The organism is Mycobacterium sp. SMC-15, from assembly GCF_045310925.1.
Taxonomy (GTDB): Bacteria; Actinomycetota; Actinomycetes; order Mycobacteriales; family Mycobacteriaceae; genus Mycobacterium.
Map to the genome: position 1 here is coordinate 86,938 of NZ_JBJIAJ010000003.1, position 18,642 is coordinate 105,579.

General features: G+C 67.0%; 20 protein-coding genes. 14 read left to right on the forward strand and 6 right to left on the reverse strand.

The genetic code is table 11. From position 1 onward, the window contains the following. Nucleotides 1-241: 241 nt before the first annotated feature. The 3 genes from ACJH71_RS05360 (at nucleotide 242) to ACJH71_RS05370 (ending at nucleotide 2,971) form a co-directional block, all read left to right on the forward strand. The gene (locus ACJH71_RS05360) at nucleotides 242-1,072 is read left to right on the forward strand and encodes a hypothetical protein (protein ID WP_406756992.1); all 831 of its coding nucleotides are present in this window, start codon (nucleotides 242-244) and stop codon (nucleotides 1,070-1,072) included. Between the two features lie 9 nt (nucleotides 1,073-1,081). After that, on the forward strand, nucleotides 1,082-1,993 hold the full coding sequence (locus tag ACJH71_RS05365; RefSeq protein WP_406756993.1) for a hypothetical protein: 912 nt from the start codon (nucleotides 1,082-1,084) through the stop codon (nucleotides 1,991-1,993). A 144-nt stretch (nucleotides 1,994-2,137) separates the two neighbouring features. Next, nucleotides 2,138-2,971 (forward strand): methyltransferase domain-containing protein, encoded by an 834-nt coding sequence (locus ACJH71_RS05370; protein WP_406756994.1) that lies wholly within the window; start codon nucleotides 2,138-2,140, stop codon nucleotides 2,969-2,971. A gap of 22 nt (nucleotides 2,972-2,993) precedes the next feature. Here ACJH71_RS05370 and ACJH71_RS05375 read toward each other — a convergent pair whose 3' ends face one another. Further along, nucleotides 2,994-3,458, reverse strand: coding sequence for a peroxiredoxin (locus ACJH71_RS05375; protein ID WP_406756995.1), 465 nt, complete (start codon nucleotides 3,456-3,458; stop codon nucleotides 2,994-2,996). A 107-nt stretch (nucleotides 3,459-3,565) separates the two neighbouring features. On the opposite strand from ACJH71_RS05375, the gene ACJH71_RS05380 reads away from it, so the two are divergent. The 9 genes from ACJH71_RS05380 to ACJH71_RS05420 all read left to right on the forward strand — a co-directional run bounded on the left by ACJH71_RS05380 (nucleotide 3,566) and on the right by ACJH71_RS05420 (nucleotide 13,087). Further along, nucleotides 3,566-5,101, forward strand: a complete 1,536-nt coding sequence (locus ACJH71_RS05380; protein ID WP_406757252.1) for an anthranilate synthase component I — start codon at nucleotides 3,566-3,568, stop codon at nucleotides 5,099-5,101. Further along, a complete protein-coding gene (locus ACJH71_RS05385; protein ID WP_406756996.1) occupies nucleotides 5,094-5,765 on the forward strand; it encodes a TIGR02234 family membrane protein in 672 nt (223 codons plus the stop codon). The genes ACJH71_RS05380 and ACJH71_RS05385 overlap by 8 nt, the downstream gene beginning before the upstream one ends. An 82-nt stretch (nucleotides 5,766-5,847) precedes the next feature. Next, nucleotides 5,848-6,666: an indole-3-glycerol phosphate synthase TrpC gene (gene trpC, locus ACJH71_RS05390; protein WP_406756997.1), complete on the forward strand. Its 819-nt coding sequence runs from the start codon at nucleotides 5,848-5,850 to the stop codon at nucleotides 6,664-6,666. Further along, on the forward strand, nucleotides 6,667-7,935 hold the full coding sequence (gene trpB, locus ACJH71_RS05395; RefSeq protein ID WP_406756998.1) for a tryptophan synthase subunit beta: 1,269 nt from the start codon (nucleotides 6,667-6,669) through the stop codon (nucleotides 7,933-7,935). 29 nt (nucleotides 7,936-7,964) lie between these two features. Further along, on the forward strand, nucleotides 7,965-8,738 hold the full coding sequence (gene trpA / locus ACJH71_RS05400) for a tryptophan synthase subunit alpha (RefSeq protein WP_406757253.1): 774 nt from the start codon (nucleotides 7,965-7,967) through the stop codon (nucleotides 8,736-8,738). Then, a complete protein-coding gene (lgt, locus tag ACJH71_RS05405; protein WP_406756999.1) occupies nucleotides 8,735-10,282 on the forward strand; it encodes a prolipoprotein diacylglyceryl transferase in 1,548 nt (515 codons plus the stop codon). The genes trpA and lgt overlap by 4 nt, the downstream gene beginning before the upstream one ends. A 42-nt stretch (nucleotides 10,283-10,324) precedes the next feature. After that, complete coding sequence (locus ACJH71_RS05410; RefSeq protein ID WP_406757000.1) at nucleotides 10,325-10,699, forward strand: NINE protein; 375 nt, start codon at nucleotides 10,325-10,327, stop codon at nucleotides 10,697-10,699. 91 nt (nucleotides 10,700-10,790) lie between these two features. After that, complete coding sequence (gene pyk / locus ACJH71_RS05415) at nucleotides 10,791-12,209, forward strand: pyruvate kinase (RefSeq protein WP_406757001.1); 1,419 nt, start codon at nucleotides 10,791-10,793, stop codon at nucleotides 12,207-12,209. After that, on the forward strand, nucleotides 12,209-13,087 hold the full coding sequence (locus ACJH71_RS05420) for an acyl-CoA thioesterase II (RefSeq protein ID WP_406757002.1): 879 nt from the start codon (nucleotides 12,209-12,211) through the stop codon (nucleotides 13,085-13,087). The genes pyk and ACJH71_RS05420 overlap by 1 nt, the downstream gene beginning before the upstream one ends. Nucleotides 13,088-13,113: 26 nt before the next feature. Here the strand turns inward: ACJH71_RS05420 and ACJH71_RS05425 are convergent, their stop codons facing one another. The 4 genes from ACJH71_RS05425 to ACJH71_RS05440 form a co-directional block, all read right to left on the reverse strand. After that, complete coding sequence (locus ACJH71_RS05425) at nucleotides 13,114-13,680, reverse strand: DUF4190 domain-containing protein (protein ID WP_406757003.1); 567 nt, start codon at nucleotides 13,678-13,680, stop codon at nucleotides 13,114-13,116. Between the two features lie 100 nt (nucleotides 13,681-13,780). Then, nucleotides 13,781-14,389, reverse strand: coding sequence for an HdeD family acid-resistance protein (locus ACJH71_RS05430; protein ID WP_406757254.1), 609 nt, complete (start codon nucleotides 14,387-14,389; stop codon nucleotides 13,781-13,783). A 32-nt stretch (nucleotides 14,390-14,421) separates the two neighbouring features. Further along, nucleotides 14,422-15,675 carry an alpha/beta hydrolase fold domain-containing protein gene (locus ACJH71_RS05435; protein ID WP_406757004.1) on the reverse strand — a complete coding sequence of 418 codons (1,254 nt, stop codon included), beginning with the start codon at nucleotides 15,673-15,675 and terminating at the stop codon, nucleotides 14,422-14,424. 76 nt (nucleotides 15,676-15,751) lie between these two features. After that, the gene (locus ACJH71_RS05440) at nucleotides 15,752-17,062 is read right to left on the reverse strand and encodes an adenylate/guanylate cyclase domain-containing protein (RefSeq protein ID WP_406757005.1); all 1,311 of its coding nucleotides are present in this window, start codon (nucleotides 17,060-17,062) and stop codon (nucleotides 15,752-15,754) included. Between the two features lie 76 nt (nucleotides 17,063-17,138). Between ACJH71_RS05440 and ACJH71_RS05445 the strand changes: the two genes are divergently transcribed. Then, entirely contained in the window at nucleotides 17,139-17,465 is a 327-nt protein-coding gene (locus tag ACJH71_RS05445) for a YnfA family protein (protein WP_406757006.1), read from the forward strand. Nucleotides 17,466-17,471: 6 nt separating this feature from the next. On the opposite strand, the gene ACJH71_RS05450 is transcribed toward ACJH71_RS05445, so the two are convergent. Beyond that, the gene (locus tag ACJH71_RS05450) at nucleotides 17,472-18,035 is read right to left on the reverse strand and encodes a hypothetical protein (protein WP_406757007.1); all 564 of its coding nucleotides are present in this window, start codon (nucleotides 18,033-18,035) and stop codon (nucleotides 17,472-17,474) included. 280 nt (nucleotides 18,036-18,315) lie between these two features. Between ACJH71_RS05450 and ACJH71_RS05455 the strand changes: the two genes are divergently transcribed. After that, nucleotides 18,316-18,630 carry a hypothetical protein gene (locus ACJH71_RS05455; RefSeq protein WP_406757008.1) on the forward strand — a complete coding sequence of 105 codons (315 nt, stop codon included), beginning with the start codon at nucleotides 18,316-18,318 and terminating at the stop codon, nucleotides 18,628-18,630. Nucleotides 18,631-18,642: the final 12 nt, after the last annotated feature.

Genomic DNA, 18,642 nt, shown 5'->3' on the forward strand with positions numbered 1-18,642 from the left:
GTCACCGAGAAATGGTGATTAACAACCGCCAATGGCGATTAACAAATGGAATCGCACCTCGATAAATGGCGGGCTGCCCCACCGGGCTATCCTCGGTTCCGCTCCCAAATAATGGTTAACAAAAGCATCCCGACCTGGGGATTGGCGGTGCATCACGAGCCACCTGCAACATCGCGAGGAAATACTGATTAACAAAATTAGGCTTGCGCAGGCGTCAATATAAGTCGATATAGTGACACGCGTGACGGGAGAGCAGGCGAGGATCATCAGTCAGCGCGTCGACGTCCAAGCCGCTGCCATCTACGCCCGCATTTCTGCAGATATGGAGCGGATGAATTACCGCCATACCGAGGCCCACGACAAGGAGCTCTCGGAGCTGCACACACTGATCCGCCGTAGCGAGACGCGGATCGCCGCACTCGGAGATCAGGTCGACAAGTCTCGGTACGAGCTGGCCACCACCTCGGCGCAGTACACCGAACTGGCCCGGGCAATCCCCGGCGATATCGCCAACCTCAGTGATCAGTTGACCTCGATCCTGTCGTCGGCCACGGCCGAAGCCGATCGAATCCGCACCAGCGCCCACGACCACGCCGCCGAGATCATCGCCGACGCGCAGAAGGAACACGACGCGGTCGTCGCGGTGCGCACCAACCTCGAAGAACAGACCAGCCAATTGCACGCCGGCTTGGCACTGCTTCGCCAGCAGGCCCGCCAGGACGCCGCCGACATCGTGCGCGACGCCGAGAGTGCGGCAGAGGAACTGCTGGCCCAGGTCCGGCTTGACATTGAAGCGCAACAAGCAGCCGCAGAGGCCAAACTGCAGGAACTCCTGGCGGTTCGCGCGATGATCACCGAGCAGCTGCGCGATTTCTACGCCAAGGTCAATGAGCTGGAGCAGGCCGCAGAGCCCATCGACCAGGCTCGCACGGTAACCGTCACCTCGCACCGGGTTCGCAACTCCGATGAGGGCGAGGACTGGGACGCGCTGTTCCAGAAGCCTCCGTCCACGAAGCGGCTGGCGCGGCCGACCCTTGACCCCCAATCCTCCGACGACACACACCTCAACTAGGAGCCCCCGGTGAGCACAGCGATTTCTCTTCTCGAGCCGCAACTGCCCAACTTCACGACGCAACTGCGCGGCCTCGACCGAAGCCAGGTGCTGGAGTACATCCAGAACCTGCACCAGGAGCTCGACTCTCTTCAACAGCGCATCCCAGCGCTCGAAGCTCAGCTCGCCGATGCCCGGCGCGATCTCGCCAACACCGACGATGACCGGACCCGGCTGCGCGGTGAGATCGATGCGCTGCGCGGTGACATCGCTCGGTTGTCCGGTCCTATCGATTCGGTGGAGGGGATGTCGGACCGAATCGCACGGATGATGCGGGTGGCCTCCGATGAGGCCCGGCGCACCAAGGCGATGGCTCAGGAAGAAGCCGAAGCGCTCACCCACGACCTGCGCGACGAGCTTGAGGCAGCCCGCCAGGATCGCGCCGCGGCCGGTGCCGCGTTGGCTGAGCTTCAGGAATCGACGTCGCAACGTCGCGAGCAGATCCTCACCGACGCCAAGACCGAGGCCGAGGAGTTGCTGCGCGCCGCGCAGGCCGAATGCGCTCGCCTGATCAGCGAAACCGAGGAGACCGAGCGCGCCCGCCGCGAGGCGGCGCAGCGAGTCGCCGAGGAGGACGAACGGCGCCGCCGCGAAAGCGAACGCGAGCAGGCTAAGCAGGTCAGTGCGGCGTGGGAGCAGGCACAGATCCAGATCGCAAACATGGAAAAGGACAGCCGCCTCAACGCCGCGGCCCTGATCGCCACTGCTGAGCGTGAAGCCAAGCTCATCATTGAGCGCACCGACGCCGAAGTCATGCAGTTGATTCACGTCCGCGGGGACGTGGTCGGCGCGCTCAGCGAGATCCAGAGCCGGATTGAGTCGGCCATCCGCCGAGACCGGATGAGCGTGGTGAAGCGCTCCGGAGACTCGGAGCAGGCATAACCGGCTCGTTACCGCGGGCGAGTTGAGCCGGGGGACCTGCGCCCGGTTACAGCCCGCGGCTTGGCGATGTTTGCCCGCCATTCGGCGCCACCGCGCCGACGAATGATTCCTGCGCGCGAAACAACGACGTGATAGCGTCCGCGGGTGCCGGACCTGCCATATTTTGACCTCGTCATGGGCGATAGCCAGAACCGCGGCGAACTCGGCCATTTGTGGGGCGACCAGGTGCACTGGGGCTACTGGGAGAACCCGGCAGTGGCCGACGGCACCCAGGCCGACTACATCGCCGCCATGGCACAGATGAACGGCCTGCTGCTCGATGCCGGCAAGGTGGCCGACGGGCAGACGCTGCTGGATGTGGGTTGCGGATTCGGCGGAACCATCCGCCAGGTCAACGCCCGATATTCCGCCATGGGTCTCACGGGGCTCAATATCGACCCCCGCCAGCTCGCGGCCGCCGAGGCTCAGAGCACGCCGGCCGACGACAACTCGATCTCCTGGGTCGAAGCCGACGCCTGTCAGTTGCCGTTCGCGGACAACTCTTTCGACCGCGTCCTGGCCGTCGAATGCATTTTCCACTTCCCCTCCCGTGAGCGTTTCATCGCGGAGGCGGCGCGGGTGCTCCGGCCGGGTGGCTACCTGGCGGTATCCGACTTCGTACCGATCATGATGTTCTTCGGGAAGACCCCGATCTGGATGGCGATCCGCAGCCGGATCGCGAAATCCTACGGAACACTGGGCAATGTCCCCCTGCGGTCCTACAAGGCCATGGGCTCACGCGCGGGACTGCAACTGGAAGCGAAGCGCAATATCCGCAAGCAAACGCTGCCGACGTACCCATTCCTGCTCAAATTCTTCCGCGCACACGAGTCAGCGCAGACCCGGAAGACCATGATCGTGGGGACCCGATGGATGAAGTGGCTGTCGCAGCTCGGACTTCTGCAGTACCAGGTTTACACGTTCCACAAACCCGTCTGACCTCCGCCCGCAACGCCCAGCGCTAGGCCGACGAGCGTGCCCGCAGCACCTCCAGCGCCTTGTCGGCGTGGGTGTCCATGGAGAATTCGCTGGCGATCACATCCAGCACGGTGCGGTCGGTGTCGATCACGAACGTGGTCCGCTTCACCGGGATCAGCCTGCCCAGCATGCCGCGCTTGACGCCGAACTGGGTGGCCACCGTCCCGGCCGTGTCGGACAGCAGCGGGTAGTCGAAGCCCTGCTGGTCGGCGAACTTGGCTTGCTTGTCCACCGCATCGGCGCTGATGCCCACCCGGGTGGCCCCGACGGCGGCGAACTCGCCGGCCAGATCGCGGAAGTGGCAGGCTTCCTTGGTGCACCCCGGCGTCATGGCGGCCGGGTAGAAGAACAGCACCACCGGCCCGTTGGCCAGCAGGTCGCTGAGTTTGCGCGGCGCCCCGGTCTGGTCGGGGAGTTCGAAGTCGGCCACGGTGTCACCGGTTTTCATGGCGGTCACGCTACTCCGGGTGCGACCGTGGCGGCGGCGATAGCGGTGGGCGGACTGGTGCGCGATGCCGGCGACAGGCCGGGGTCTGGGAAGATGGGCGCGTGCAAATCACGAGCACTTCTAGGGCCGGCGTCACTTCCCGGGCGGACTTCCGGGCGCTGGCGGCTGAGCACCGCGTGGTCCCGGTGACCCGCAAGGTGCTGGCCGACGCCGAAACACCGCTGTCGGCCTACCGCAAACTGGCTGCCAACCGTCCTGGCACCTTCCTGCTGGAGTCGGCCGAAAACGGCCGATCGTGGTCGCGCTGGTCGTTCATCGGTGCGGGTACGACCTCGGCGCTGACAGTGCGGGACGGCGAAGCGGTGTGGCTGGGTGCCGCACCGCAGGACGCACCCACCGGCGGTGACCCGTTGCAGGCCCTGCGCCAGACGCTGACGCTGCTGGAGACGGCCGCCATCCCCGGGCTGCCGCCGCTGTCGAGCGGCCTGGTGGGCTTTTTCACCTACGACCTGGTGCGCAGGCTGGAGCGCCTGCCCGAGCTGGCCGTCGACGACCTTCAGCTGCCCGACATGCTGCTGCTGCTGGCCACCGACATGGCCGCCGTCGACCACCACGAGGGCACCATCACGTTGATCGCCAACGCGGTCAACTGGAACGGCACCGATGAGCGCGTCGACGAGGCCTACGACGACGCGATCGCGCGCCTCGATGTGATGACCGCGGCGTTGAGTCAGCCGCTGGAGTCCAGCGTCGCCACCTTCGACCGGCCCGACCCGGTCTACCGCGGTCAGCGCACCCCCGAGGAGTACGGGGCGATCGTCGAGCGGTTGGTCGGCGAGATCGAGGCCGGCGAGGCGTTCCAGGTGGTTCCGTCGCAGCGTTTCGAGATGACCACGCCGGCAGACCCGCTCGATGTCTACCGGATGCTGCGGGTGTCCAACCCGAGCCCGTACATGTACCTGCTGCAGGTGCCCGACGCCGACGGGGGACTGGCCTTTTCGATCGTCGGCTCCAGCCCCGAGGCGCTGGTGACCGTTCAAGACGGCCGCGCTACCACGCACCCGATCGCCGGGACCCGGTGGCGCGGGGCGACGGAGGACGAAGATCAGCTGCTGGCCAAGGATCTGCTGAACGACGAGAAGGAGCTCGCCGAGCATCTGATGCTGGTCGACCTGGGCCGTAACGACCTGGGCCGGGTGTGTGTTCCGGGGACGGTGCGGGTCTCCGACTACAGCCACATCGAGCGCTACAGCCACGTCATGCACCTGGTGTCCACCGTCACCGGAGACCTCGCCGAGGATCGGACGGCGCTGGACGCGGTGACGGCGTGCTTCCCGGCGGGCACCTTGTCCGGGGCGCCCAAAGTGCGCGCGATGGAACTCATCGAGGAGGTCGAAAAGACCCGGCGCGGCCTCTACGGCGGCGTCGTCGGCTATCTGGACTTCGCCGGCAACGCCGACTTCGCGATCGCGATCCGCACGGCATTGATGCGCGACGGCACCGCCTACGTGCAGGCGGGCGGCGGAGTGGTCGCCGACTCCAACGGCCCCTACGAGTACACCGAGGCATCAAACAAGGCCCGGGCAGTACTGGCCGCGATCGCCGCCGCCGAGACCCTGGCGGCGCCCGGGACCGATGGCTGACGGACGCGCACGCACCGACGCCCGCGCGCTGCGCGGGGCACAACTGCTGCTGGTAGCGGCCGCCGGCGGGCTCTGGGGCGCCGCACGGCTGCCGTGGGTTCTGATCCGCTCGTTCGACGGGCTCGGGCAGCCCAAGGAGATCACCCTCACCGGCGCGTCCTGGTCGACGGCGCTGTTGCCCCTGGCGCTGCTGTGTCTGGCCGCTGCCGTCGCCGCGATGGCGGTGCGCGGGTGGCAGCTGCGGGTGTTGGCGGTGGTGTTGGCCGCAGTGAGTCTGGCCTGCGGATATTTGGCCACCAGCATGTGGGTGGCCCGGGACATCACCCTGCGGGCCCTGGACATCGCCGAGATTCCGTTGACCTCGCTGGTGGGCACCGAGCGCCGGCTTACCGGCGCCGTCTTGAGCCTGGTCGCGGCCCTGGGTGTGCTGGCCGCGGCGGTGCTGTTGATGCGGGTCGCCGCGCACACTGCCGGCCGCGTCACCAAGTATTCGGCTCCCGCGGAGCGCCGCGCGGTCGCGCGTGATCTAAAGGCGGGCACTCCTACCGGCCAGGGTGATTCACCGCTGTCGGAACGCATGATGTGGGACGCGCTCGACGAGGGGCGAGACCCCACCGGGGACCCCGATGACCGGGCCCCCGGCCCGGACGTCGAGGGCCGGTGACACCGCGGGCAACGACGGTCGTTACCCTTCGATAAAGGTCTTCGACGAAGGTCCACAGGACGCGGGAGAGGAAGCGGCAGTCATGACTTCGGCATCCGTTCTCGACTCCATCATTGAGGGAGTCTGCGCCGACCTTGCCGCCCGTGAGGCCCTGGTCCCGCTCGCCGAAGTCAAGGCAGCGGCCGAGGCCATGCCCCCGCCACGCGACGTGATGGCGGCGCTGCGTGAGCCCGGCATCGCGGTCATCGCTGAGGTGAAGCGCGCGAGCCCCTCCAAGGGCCAACTGGCGCCCATCGCCGATCCGGCGGATCTGGCCAGCTCCTACGCCGACGGCGGGGCCCGCGCCATCAGCGTGCTGACCGAACAGCGCCGCTTCAACGGTTCGCTGGCCGACCTGGACGCGGTGCGCGCCGCGGTCTCAGTTCCGGTGCTGCGCAAGGACTTCATCGTGCGGCCGTACCAGATTCACGAGGCCCGCGCCCACGGCGCCGACATGCTGCTGCTGATCGTGGCGGCACTCGAACAACAGGCACTGGAATCCATGCTGGACCGCACCGAGTCGCTTGGCATGACCGCACTGGTCGAGGTGCACACCGAAGAAGAAGCCGACCGCGCCCTGACCGCCGGCGCCAAGGTGATCGGCGTCAACGCGCGCGACCTGACCACGTTGGAGGTCGACCGCGACTGCTTCGCGCGGATCGCGCCCGGACTGCCCACCGAGGTGGTCAAGATCGCCGAGTCCGGGGTGCGGGGCACCGCGGACCTGCTGGCCTACGCCGGTGCCGGTGCGGACGCCGTCCTGGTCGGCGAGGGACTCGTCACCAGTGGCGACCCGCGGGCGGCCGTTGCCGATTTGGTCAGTGCGGGTAAGCATCCGTCCTGCCCGAAGTCGGCCCGCTAAATGTCAGACACCTCGCAACCGAGTCTTCCGCGCGCCAGCGCCGGAGTGGCCGAGCCGACCCCGCACGATCCCGACGCCCGCGGGCACTTCGGGGCCTTCGGCGGCCGCTACGTCGCCGAAGCACTGATGGCGGTCATCGAAGAGGTCACCGCCGCCTACGACAAGGTGCGCAACGACCCGGAGTTCCTCGACACCCTCGATAACCTGCAGACGCACTACACCGGCCGGCCCTCGCCGCTGTATGACGCGGAGCGCCTGACCGCACATGCCGGCGGGGCCCGGATCTTCTTGAAGCGAGAGGACCTGAACCACACCGGTTCTCACAAGATCAACAACGTGCTCGGCCAGGCACTGCTGGCGCGGCACATGGGCAAGACCCGGGTGATCGCCGAGACCGGGGCCGGCCAGCACGGGGTCGCCACCGCCACCGCCTGCGCCTTGCTGGGCCTGGAATGCGTGATCTACATGGGTGCCGTCGACACGCGCCGGCAGGCGCTCAACGTGGCGCGGATGCGGCTGCTGGGCGCCGAGGTGGTCTCGGTCGAGTCGGGTTCGCAGACCCTCAAGGACGCCATCAACGAGGCCTTCCGGGACTGGGTCACCAACGCTGACCGCACCTACTACTGCTTCGGCACCGCGGCCGGGCCGCACCCGTTCCCGACCATGGTGCGCGACTTCCAGCGGATCGTCGGCCTGGAGACCCGCGTTCAGATCCAACAGATGGCGGGCCGGCTTCCCGACGCAGTAGTGGCGTGTGTGGGCGGCGGGTCGAACGCCATCGGCATCTTCCACGCGTTCCTCGACGATCCCGCGGTCCGCCTGATCGGTTTCGAAGCCGGCGGCGACGGCGTCGACACCGGGCGGCACGCCGCGACATTCGCCGGCGGAACACCGGGTGCGTTCCAGGGATCGTTCTCCTACCTGCTGCAGGACGACGACGGTCAGACCATCGAGTCGCACTCGATCTCGGCCGGCCTGGATTACCCGGGTGTGGGTCCGGAGCACGCCTGGCTGCGTGAGACCGGACGCGCCGAGTACCGGCCGATCACCGATACCGAAGCGATGGACGCTTTCGGAATCCTTTGCCGCACTGAGGGAATCATTCCGGCGATCGAATCGGCACACGCGGTGGCCGGTGCGCTCAAACTGGCGGCCGAGCTGGGACCCGGCAAGGTCATCGTGGTCAACGTGTCCGGTCGCGGCGACAAGGACGTGGAGACCGCCGCCAAGTGGTTCGGTCTGTTCGACGAGGCAGGAGACGCGTCGTGAGCGACCACGCCGGCGACCGGCTCGCCCCGATGTTCGCCGCGTGCCGAGCCGAGGGCCGCGCCGCACTGATCGGCTATCTGCCCACCGGCTACCCGGATGTGCCGGGTTCCATCGCCGCGCTGACCGCACTGGTCGAATCCGGTTGTGACCTCATCGAAGTCGGCGTGCCCTATTCCGACCCGGGAATGGACGGCCCGACCATTGCACGCGCCACCGAGACCGCCTTGCAGGGCGGGGTAAGGGTGCGCGACACGCTGACCGCGGTCGAGGCGATCACCAAGGCCGGTGGGCGTGCCGTGGTGATGACCTACTGGAATCCGGTGCTGCGCTACGGCGTCGACGCGTTCGCCCGCGACCTGGCGTCAGCCGGCGGACTGGGTCTGATCACCCCCGACTTGATCGTCGACGAAGCCGATGACTGGATGGCCGCGTCGCAACAGCATGCGCTGGATCGGATTTTCCTGGTGGCGCCTTCGTCGACGCCGCAGCGGCTGTCCGAGACCGTCAAAGCGACCCGCGGATTCGTCTACGCCGCCTCCACCATGGGCGTCACCGGCGCCCGCAACACGGTGTCGAACGCGGCGCCGGAGCTGGTGGCCAGGGTGCGCGGAGTCTCCGACATCCCCGTCGGCGTGGGGCTGGGCGTGCGATCGGGCGCGCAGGCCGCCGAAATCGGTGCCTACACCGACGGTGTCATCGTCGGTTCGGCGCTGGTCACCGCGCTCGCCGACGGCTTGACCGAGCTGCGGACGTTGACGCGAGAGCTTGCTTCCGGCGTGCGTCAAAGGATTTCAACGCAATGACGTTGGATTGGCTGACCTATTTTCCCAGTCCTGCGCGCGGAGTCTGGCACCTCGGTCCGGTGCCGATTCGGGCCTATGCCTTGTGCATCATCATCGGGATCGTCGCCGCCCTGCTGCTCGGTGATCGCCGGTGGCGGGCCCGTGGCGGAGAGCCGGGCGTCATCTATGACATCGCGTTGTGGGCGGTGCCGTTCGGGCTGATCGGTGGGCGGCTGTATCACCTGATGACCGACTGGCGTACCTACTTCGGTGAGGGCGGCGTCGGATGGGAAGCGACGCCGCGGATCTGGGACGGCGGTCTGGGGATCTGGGGCGCGGTGGCGCTCGGTGGGGTCGGCGCGTGGATCGGCTGCCGCCGCCGCGGGATCTCCCTGCCCGCCTTCGGTGACGCCGTCGCGCCCGGGATCGTGTTGGCCCAGGCGATCGGGCGCATCGGGAACTACTTCAACCAGGAGCTCTACGGCCGGGAGACAACGCTGCCGTGGGGCCTGGAGATCTTCTGGCGCGAGGACGCCGCCGGGGTCCGGGATCCGCACCTGCTCGACGGCGTATCGACCGGCGAGCTCTACAAGATCGTCCAACCCACGTTCTTGTACGAATTGTTGTGGAACCTCGTGGTGTTCCTGGTGTTGATCTACGCCGACCGACGGTTCCGCATGGGGCACGGACGGCTGTTCGCGCTCTACGTCGCGGGCTACTGCATCGGCCGGTTCGGTATCGAGTTGCTGCGCGACGATGCCGCGACCCATATCGCCGGGATCCGGGTCAACTCCTTCACGTCGACGTTCGTCTTCATCGGCGCGGTGGTGTACATCCTGCTCGCGACCAAGGGGCGGGAAGATCCCGAAGCGATCCGTCGAGCATGGCAACCCGAGGGAGTCGACGAGCCGGACGCTGCCGAGGCGGAGCCGCAGGAAGAGCACGACGAGGCCGAGGACGCCGAGCTGGTGGCGGCCGGCGTCTCCAACGGTGTCGGCTCCGTGGTTCGAGTGCCGAAAAGACTTACCGGCGAAGCCGAATCGGCAGATGCGCAGACCGCCGACGAATCCGAGGCGTCCGACGAGGATGAGCCGGAAACGTCCGAGGCGTCCGAGGAGGAAGAGCCGGAAGCCGAGCGGGACACCGACGCTGACGACGAAGCCCCGGCTGAGGACGCGGACGAAACCGGCGAGGCCGTTGAGGACGAGGCCGTTGAGGAAGATGACGCCGAGTTCACCGAAGACCAGCCGGCTCAGGACACTGACAACTCCGAGGAGCCAGAGCTAGTCCAGGAGGACGCAGCCGAGGAGCCCGCCGAGGACGCAGCAGAGCCCGAGCCCGAGCCGGAAGCGGCGGCGGACGACGGCGAAGACGAAGCGGCCGATTCCGAACCGGACAGCGCCGAGAGCGCGGAGTCGGAAGATTCGGAGAACGACGGCGCCGACGACGCCGAACTTCCCGACGATCCCGTTGACGAGGTCGCCGAGGAACCCGAAGCCGTCGAGGCCGAACCGGACGACACCGACGACACCGACGATTCGGACGACGCCGACCAGGACCGATAGCGGACCAGCCGTCGTATCCGGCATTTCTGGCATGCTGCAGACATGACCGATCCGTCGTGGCCTCCAGCAGGTCCGTACGGCCGGTGGCAGCCCTACCCGCCACCGCCGGGCTATCCGGACATGTGGGCGCCCTACGGCCGCCATCCGAGGACGGGACAGCCCTACTCACCGAAGTCGAAAGTCACTGCCGCACTGCTACAGCTGCTGGGGTTCTTCGGATTCCTCGGCTTCGGCCGCATGTACTTGGGCCAAACCGGTCTGGGCTTGGTGCAACTGGCGATCGGTGTACTGGCCACCATCACCACATACGGGCTCGGGATCGTCGTGCCGTTCGTCTGGGGTGTCATCGACGCGATCCTGATACTGAGCGGCCGAGTGCGCGATAAACAGGGCCGACCGCTGCGCGACGTCAGCTGATCAACCGGCGCACCCGTGCGTCACATGGTTTTTCGCTGCCGGCAACCATTCCTGAGGGAGGTAGCTCAGCCGGCCCGACTATGCTGGCGCCGTGAATAGACGCGGAAAGATCGTCTGCACTCTTGGTCCTGCGACCCGCTCCGCGGAGATGGTCCGGGCACTGGTTGACGCGGGCATGGATGTGGCCCGCCTGAACTTCAGTCACGGTGAGCACGCAGACCACCAGGCGTCCTACGAATGGGTGCGCGCCGCCTCGGATGCGACCGGGCGGGCTGTCGGGGTACTCGCCGACCTTCAGGGCCCCAAGATCCGATTGGGGCGTTTCGCCGACGGCCCCACCTACTGGGCCAACGGCGAGACGGTGCGCATCACCGTCGCCGACTGCCCCGGCGACCACGACCGGGTGTCCACCACCTACAAGAAGTTGGCCGCCGACGCCGCCCCGGGAGACCGGGTACTGGTCGACGACGGCAAGGTCGGGCTGGTGGTGGATCACATCGACGGTGACGACGTGGTCTGCACGGTCACCGAGGGTGGCCCGGTCAGCAACCACAAGGGCATGTCACTGCCGGGCATGAACGTCTCCGCACCGGCGCTGTCGGAGAAGGACATCGACGACCTGGAGTTCGCGCTGAAGCTCGGCGTCGACATCGTGGCGCTGTCGTTCGTGCGCTCACCGTCGGACGTGGAGCTGGTGCACGAAGTGATGGACCGGGTCGGCCGACGGGTTCCGGTGGTCGCCAAGATGGAGAAGCCCGAAGCGATCGAGAACCTCGAGGCCGTGGTTCTGGCCTTCGATGCGGTCATGGTGGCCCGCGGTGACCTGGGCGTGGAACTGGCCCTCGAAGAGGTGCCGCTGGTGCAGAAGCGGGTCATCCAGGTGGCCCGCGAGAACGCGCGCCCGGTGATCGTGGCGACTCAGATGCTGGAGTCGATGATCGAGAACTTCCGGCCCACCCGGGCGGAGGCGTCCGACGTGGCCAACGCGGTGCTCGACGGCGCCGACGCGTTGATGCTGTCCGGGGAGACCGCGGTGGGCAAGCACGCCCTTGATGCCGTACGGACCATGGGCCGGATCATCTGCGCGGTGGAGCAGAACTCCACGGCGGCACCGCCGTTGACGCACGTGCCGCGCACCAAGCGCGGCGTCATCTCGTTTGCCGCACGCGAGATCGGTGAACGCCTGGACGCCAAGGCACTGGTGGCGTTCACCCAGTCCGGTGACACCGTGCGGCGGCTGGCCCGGTTGCACACCCCGCTGCCGCTGTTGGCGTTCACCGCACTCCCGGAGATCCGTAGCCAGTTGGCGATGACCTGGGGGACCGAGACGTTCATCGTTCCGCAGGCTGACTCGACCGACGGGATGATCCGCCAGGTGGACAAGGCGCTGCTCGATCTGGGTCGCTACGAGCGCGGTGATCTGATGGTCATCGTCGCGGGGGCTCCGCCGGGAACCACAGGCTCCACCAACATGATTCACGTGCACCGGATCGGGGAGGACGACATCTAGTGTCGTCCGAGCCGAATACGGATCTCGAGGAGCTGCTGGCCGTACTGGATCTCAAGAGTGTTGATGACGATGTCTTCGTCGGATCGCACCCCAGCAAGACGCCCTTGCGCACCTTCGGCGGCCAACTGATGGCACAGTCGTTCGTCGCCGCGAGCCGCACCGTGGCCGCGCACCTACCGCCCGGTGCGCTGTCGGTCCACTTCATCAACGGTGGCGATCCGGCCCGCGACATCGAATTCCGGGTGCACCGACTGCGCGACGAACGCCGATTCGCCAATCGCCGGGTCGACGCGCTGCAGGGTGACACCTTGATCGCCACGTCGATGGTCTCGTACCTGTCCGGGGGGAGCGGGCTGGAACACAGCATTGAGGCGCCCACGGTCGCCGAGCCCGAGACGTTGCCCCGGCTGCGCGAACTGCTCAACGGCTACGAGGAAGTCGTCCCGGGCTTCGTCAAAGCACCGCACCCGATCGAGTGGCGCTACACCAACGACCCGGCCTGGGTGATGCGGGACAAGGGTGGCCAACTGGGCCACAACCGGGTCTGGGTCAAGGCCGGCGGGGTGATCCCCGAGGACCCGGTGCTGCACACCGCGATGATGGTCTACTCGTCGGACACCACGGTGCTCGACTCCATCATCACCACCCACGGGCTGTCCTGGGGCTTCGACCGGATCTTCGCGGCCAGCGCCAACCACACGGTGTGGTTTCACCGGCCGGTGCGGTTCGACGACTGGGTGCTGTATGCGACGTCGTCACCGGTGGCGGCGGACTCCCGCGGGCTGGGCACCGGACACTTCTTCGACCGATCCGGGCAACTGCTGGCCACCGTCACGCAAGAAGGCGTGCTGAAGTACTTCCCGAACTCGAAGCGCTAGGCCGATGGCGGGAAGCTGCTAGGCCACTAGGCCGGCATCAGCGCGGAGTCCGATTCCTCCTGCACCATGGGGGCGTCGGGACCGCTGCCAAAGGTGTTCTCGAAGTGCTCACGGAACCGTTCGGTGCACTGCTGCTGGGCGTCCGTGTCCGATCCGGCTTTGCTCATGCACGCCACGTAGTCGCCGGCGCCGGCGGTCCGCCAGATGCCGACATAGACGAAGATGCAGCCGATACCGGCGATCACCGCCAGCGCACCCAAGACGATCCCGGCGAGAGCGACACCGCCGTTGTCGGCTTCCCCGCGCTTGGCGCGGCCACGCCCGATGATGCCGAGCACGATGGCTGCCAGGCCCAGTCCCACGCCGCCGATCACCGACAACGCGGTCACGATGCCCGCGATCGCAACGATCAGGGCTGCGATGCCCGCACCGTTCCTGAGCGCGGGAGGCGCCGCAGGTGGGGGATAGCCGGGGTACTGCCCGGGCGCCGGATACGGGTACGGATAACCCGGCGGCGGGGGATAGCTGGGACCGGGCGACGGCCAGGATTGCTGAGGCTCAGGCGACAGCGAGGGCATGCCGGACTCGGGCATTGAGCAGACTCCAGATCAGAGCTTCAGGCAGGTGTCAAAACAGGTCAGAACCCAAGGGTACCCGCGACTGGGCGAACAGGCCGCGGACCGTCTGGCGCCGCTACCCGGCCGACAGCGCCGCAGCGACGTCGTGGGATGCGCTCCGAATCTTGAGCGCGGTGACGATCTCGACGATGCCGATGACGATCAGCCAGCTGCCGACGACCAGGGCCAGCACCCACAGCGAGGCGAACGGCGACGCCAGCGTCACCAGACCGGCCAGCAGACTGACGACGCCCATGAAGATCTGCCAACCCCGGCCCGGCAGCGCCGGATCGCTGATGGCCGCCACGGCGGTCGCCACTCCGCGGAAGATGAAGCCGACCGCGACCCAGATGGCCAGCAGCAACACCGCCAGGGCTTCCTCGTCGGAGTTGAAGTGCCGGAAACACAGGACCGCCAGAATCACCGACGCGGTGCCGCTGAGGAACAGCAACACCCGTCCGCCGGCGGACATGACGGGCAGGCTGAAAGCGAAGATCAACTGCGCGATTCCGGTGACGACCAGGTACACGCCGAACAGCACAGCAGCGGCAATGATGGACCGGCCCGGCCAGACCAAGACCAGCACGCCCAAGACGAGGGCCAAGACACCAGAGACCAGTGTCGACTTCCACAGATTCGGCAGCAGGCTTGAAACCGATGTTTCCATGGCCGCAGTCTGGCACAGATACCGCGTTCCGGCCGGGTATTGGATGCCGTTCAGCTACCGGTGATGACCTGCATAGTCTGCCGGGCGTAGATCTCTGCAAGGAACTGTTCTACGGCTACCGCCGTGTGCGCAGCGCGGGGCGAGCCGAAGATGTCGAAAGCGTGCTGCGCCACCGGCAACTCGGCATAGACCACCGGGCTCGTGCTGGCCTCTCGCAGCCGGTCGGCGAACGCGCGGCCCTGTTCCACCGGCACCAACGAATCATTGCGTCCGTGCAGCACGAAAAACGGTGGGGCGTCAGCGGATAGATAGGTCATCGGGGAGGCGTCACGGTAGGTGTCCGGGAAACGCCGCCGGCTCTGCTTGAACACATAGGCCCCCAATGCCGGGGTCAGCAGCGGGTGCAGCCCGGTCTCACCGGTGAAGTCGTAGATCCCGTAGAACGGCACCGCTGCGCGCACGCTGGTGTCGGCGTCGGCGAAACCCGGCTGAAAACGAGGATCGTTCGCGGTCAGCGCGGTCAACGCGCACAGGTGACCACCCGCTGAGCCACCGGTCACCGCGACCCAGTCCGGGTCGCCGCCGTAGTCGGCGATGTGCGCTTTGGTCCACGCCAAAGCCCGCTTGACGTCGATGATGTGGTCTGGCCAGGTGGAACGTGGACTGAGCCGGTAGTTGATCGATACACACACCCAACCGCGTTCCACCAGGTGGGCCATCAGCGGATGCGCTTGGCCGCGTTTGCTTCCCACCATCCAGGCGCCGCCGGGTATCTGCAGCAGAACCGGAGCGCGGCCGTCGCGGGGGAGGTCGCGGTGCCGCCACACATCGAGGGTGTTGCGGCCGCCGTATTCGCCGTAGGGGATGTCGGAGTCGGTGGCGTAGTCCTGGTAGACCCGCATCATCCGCACCACGCCGGGTGCCTTGGCGATTTCCGCGTCGGGGCCCGGCCGCTTCCACAGGTCCCGGCTTTCGGTGCGTCGTCCCGCACCGAGTTCGGCGTCCAGTGCCTCGGTCAGCGGTCTATTGGCGGTACGCCCGGCATAGTTCAGCCCCAACAGGCCCAGCCAGGAGAGCGCCGACAGCAGCCAGCTGGTCCGCCGAGCCCGCGGTGAGAGCCGCCGGCTCACCGCCGCCAACGCCGCGGACTGACCGGCGATCAGCTGCAACGGCAGCTCCGAGGCGAACAGGCCGAACGCGAACGCGTACAGCGACGGATAACCGCGCTTGGTCAGCGGGCGATACCCGTTGACGGTGGTGGCCAGACCGGCCAGCGAACCGAGCACGGCCAAAAGCCTTCGCATTGCGCTCCTCAGCGTTGTGGGACGACCTGATTCGGCACCCTACCGAAGCCGGCCGAACCACCCCGGTCTGTGCGGGTCAGCCCGCTGGGGTCGCCGACAGCGATCGCGGCGCCGGGCCGTGCGACGCCGGGGGACGGGCGTTGACCAGAAACCAGGTGCGCATGACGCCCTTGCCTTTGACGTCGACGTCGCCGCGCTCCTCGAACACGAAGTCATCGTTGAGTCGCTCGTGCACCGTCTGCGGCACCTGGATGCGGTCCTGCGCGCCCGTCGACTCCATCCGGGAGGCGAGGTTCACCGCGTCGCCCCACACGTCGTAGAAGAACCGGCGGTTGCCCACGACTCCGGCCACCACCGGCCCGGTGGCCAGGCCGATCCGCAGCGACACCGGCCGGCCCAGCGGGTCGCGCAGGTCGGCGACGGTCGCCGCGATGTCGAGCGCCAGGCGCGCCAGCGCATGCAGATGATCGGGTCTCGGGTCGGGAACGCCGCTGACCACCATGTAGGAGTCGCCGCTGGTCTTGATCTTCTCCAGACCGTGTTGATCGACGAGCCGATCCAGGTCGCTGTAGAGGTCGTTGAGGAACCCAACCAGCTGGCCGGGGTCGGTCTGACTGGCCCGGCGGGTGAAGTCGGCGATGTCAGCGAACAGCACCGAGGCGTCGGTGTAGCTATCGGCGATCACGTCCACAGCCGGGTTCTTGAGTCGGTCGGCCACCGCGGTGGGCAAGATGTTGGCCAGCAGGGCTTCGGAGCGTTCGTATTCGGCCTCCATCGCCGCTTCGGCCTGGGAGATCTCGCGCAGCGCGAACCAGACCGTGGCGACCACCATGAAGCACGCCGAGACCACCACCAGCACGTAGGAAAAGTTGTGCAGCCACTCGGGTTGGTGCAGGTTGTCGGCCGGGACCAGGAACTGCAGTGCGATGGTCAGCGCCGCACCGATGCCGGCCACGACGGCGGCCAGCTTGATCCGGTCCACGCCCAGAATCAGCACGCTGATCGATGCCGAGGCCAGAAAATAGAACTGGATGCCCGACCCGGTGCCCACCACCCAGCAGACGATGGCGGTCGTCGAGTAGGCGATGGCGACGAAGGCCAGGGGCGCGATGAGTTCGCCGTAGCGGTAGAGCAGCGGGGTCAGGGCCAGCGCGGCGGCGGCGACGAGATTGATCGCGCCGATCCACCAGTAGGCCGGGTCAACCCAGATCTCCAGCAGTCCCCAGCCCGCGCTGATCAGCGCCGCCAGTCCGGCAGACAGCTTGAGGATCCGCAGCCGTTGCGATAGCCGCGCCGCGTAATGCCGGGTACGGGCCGGTATGCAGTGTGTGCGCCGGTAGGGGCTTTGAGCCTCGGCCGGCACCGCGAGGAACCGCTTGACGGACACAAGCGACAGCCTAATCCGGGGAGCAGGGCCGTTGGTGGTTTCACCAGGTCGAGGGCTGCGTCTAGGGTCAGCGCTCATGGTCATGCGTTCCATCGCGCTGTTCGTGTTGGCTGCCATCGCAGAGATCGGCGGGGCCTGGCTGGTGTGGCAGGGAGTGCGGGAGCACCGCGGCCTGCTGTGGGCCGGCGCCGGGGTGATCGCCCTGGGCTTGTACGGCTTCGTGGCCACCCTGCAACCCGACGCCCAATTCGGCCGGATCCTGGCCGCCTACGGCGGGGTGTTCGTCGCCGGTTCGCTGGCGTGGGGCATGGCGTTCGACGGTTTCCGGCCCGACCGTGCCGACGTCCTGGGTGCGCTGATCTGTCTGATCGGGGTGGGCGTGATCATGTATTCGCCGCGCTGACGGGCCTCAGCCGACTGCTTCGATCCCCGAACTTGAGATCACGAAGCCGCGCCCTGATGAATTGACGGTGCAGGTCACCCCGGCGGCTTCCGATTGGCAGGTGAACGGTCCGGCACCCGCGCTCTGGCCAAACGGGAGAATCGGCTGATCGAACGGGGGATTGGACAAGCAATTGACGCTGTCACGGCAAACCGATAACTCCCCGTCGGTATCCATCGATACGTGCTGCGGCGGATTGACCGACATGCAGTAAGCCGCATCGGGCAGTTCTGCTCGCCGGTAATTGATTTCGCAGTTGAACCCGGCCCGCGTCCCGAAAAACGGCACAAACGGCAGGTGGCACGATTCGCAGTCGTCATAACTGGGCTCGCGAGCAAGCTCCTGTAGGGGGTCGCGTTGCAGGAGGTTGCCGCCGATGCCGCCGTCATGGCCAGATGATGCGTCTTCGAATTGCCCGCGAGCCTTGGCCGGCACGTGCTTGGTCTGGTGCGCATGGTTCGACGTCCACACCAGAAAGCCGACCGACACGCCCAACAGCAGCACCAGAACGCTCAGCACCGATTTCCTCAACGGCCCTCCTCGGCTGCCCAGTCGCGGCCCGAGTCTAAGTTCGGCAGTGCCGGTAGGGGGCGACAATGACGAACGGCGCCTGACCGATGCAACCGTAGGGAGGCCGGGAAGCCCCGAGCTGGTCCCGAGCGGCAAGCACCGACGCGCGGCCACATCGTCCGGCGGGCGTCGCTTTCCTCCCGAATATCTGCCTACGGATGTCAACAGTGCTCCCTAGCGGGTAGTGTGCATCCGCACGAATGTCTATGTTTATGACCGAATCGACTCTATTGGAGGTGGAGTGTTCTCTCGAACGGCCATGAGTTTCATTGGCGCAAGCAGCGCAGGAATCGGGATACTGCTCGCCGCGCCGTGCAACGCCGTGCCATCAACCGGTGCACTTCTGGTTCCGGACGACATCACGCCCGGCTACTACTGGGCAAACCCAACGGACTCGACGGGAGGCTACGTCGAGGTTTGTGCCGACTACACCTGCGATATCGGCGGCGGAATGATCGAGAATTACTCAGTCGACGGTCGGACGATGATCCCGATTCCCGACCACGCGAGAATGGTCAACGTCCACTACGCCACGCTGTCACCCGCTGGTGTCTAGAGCATCAGCAGC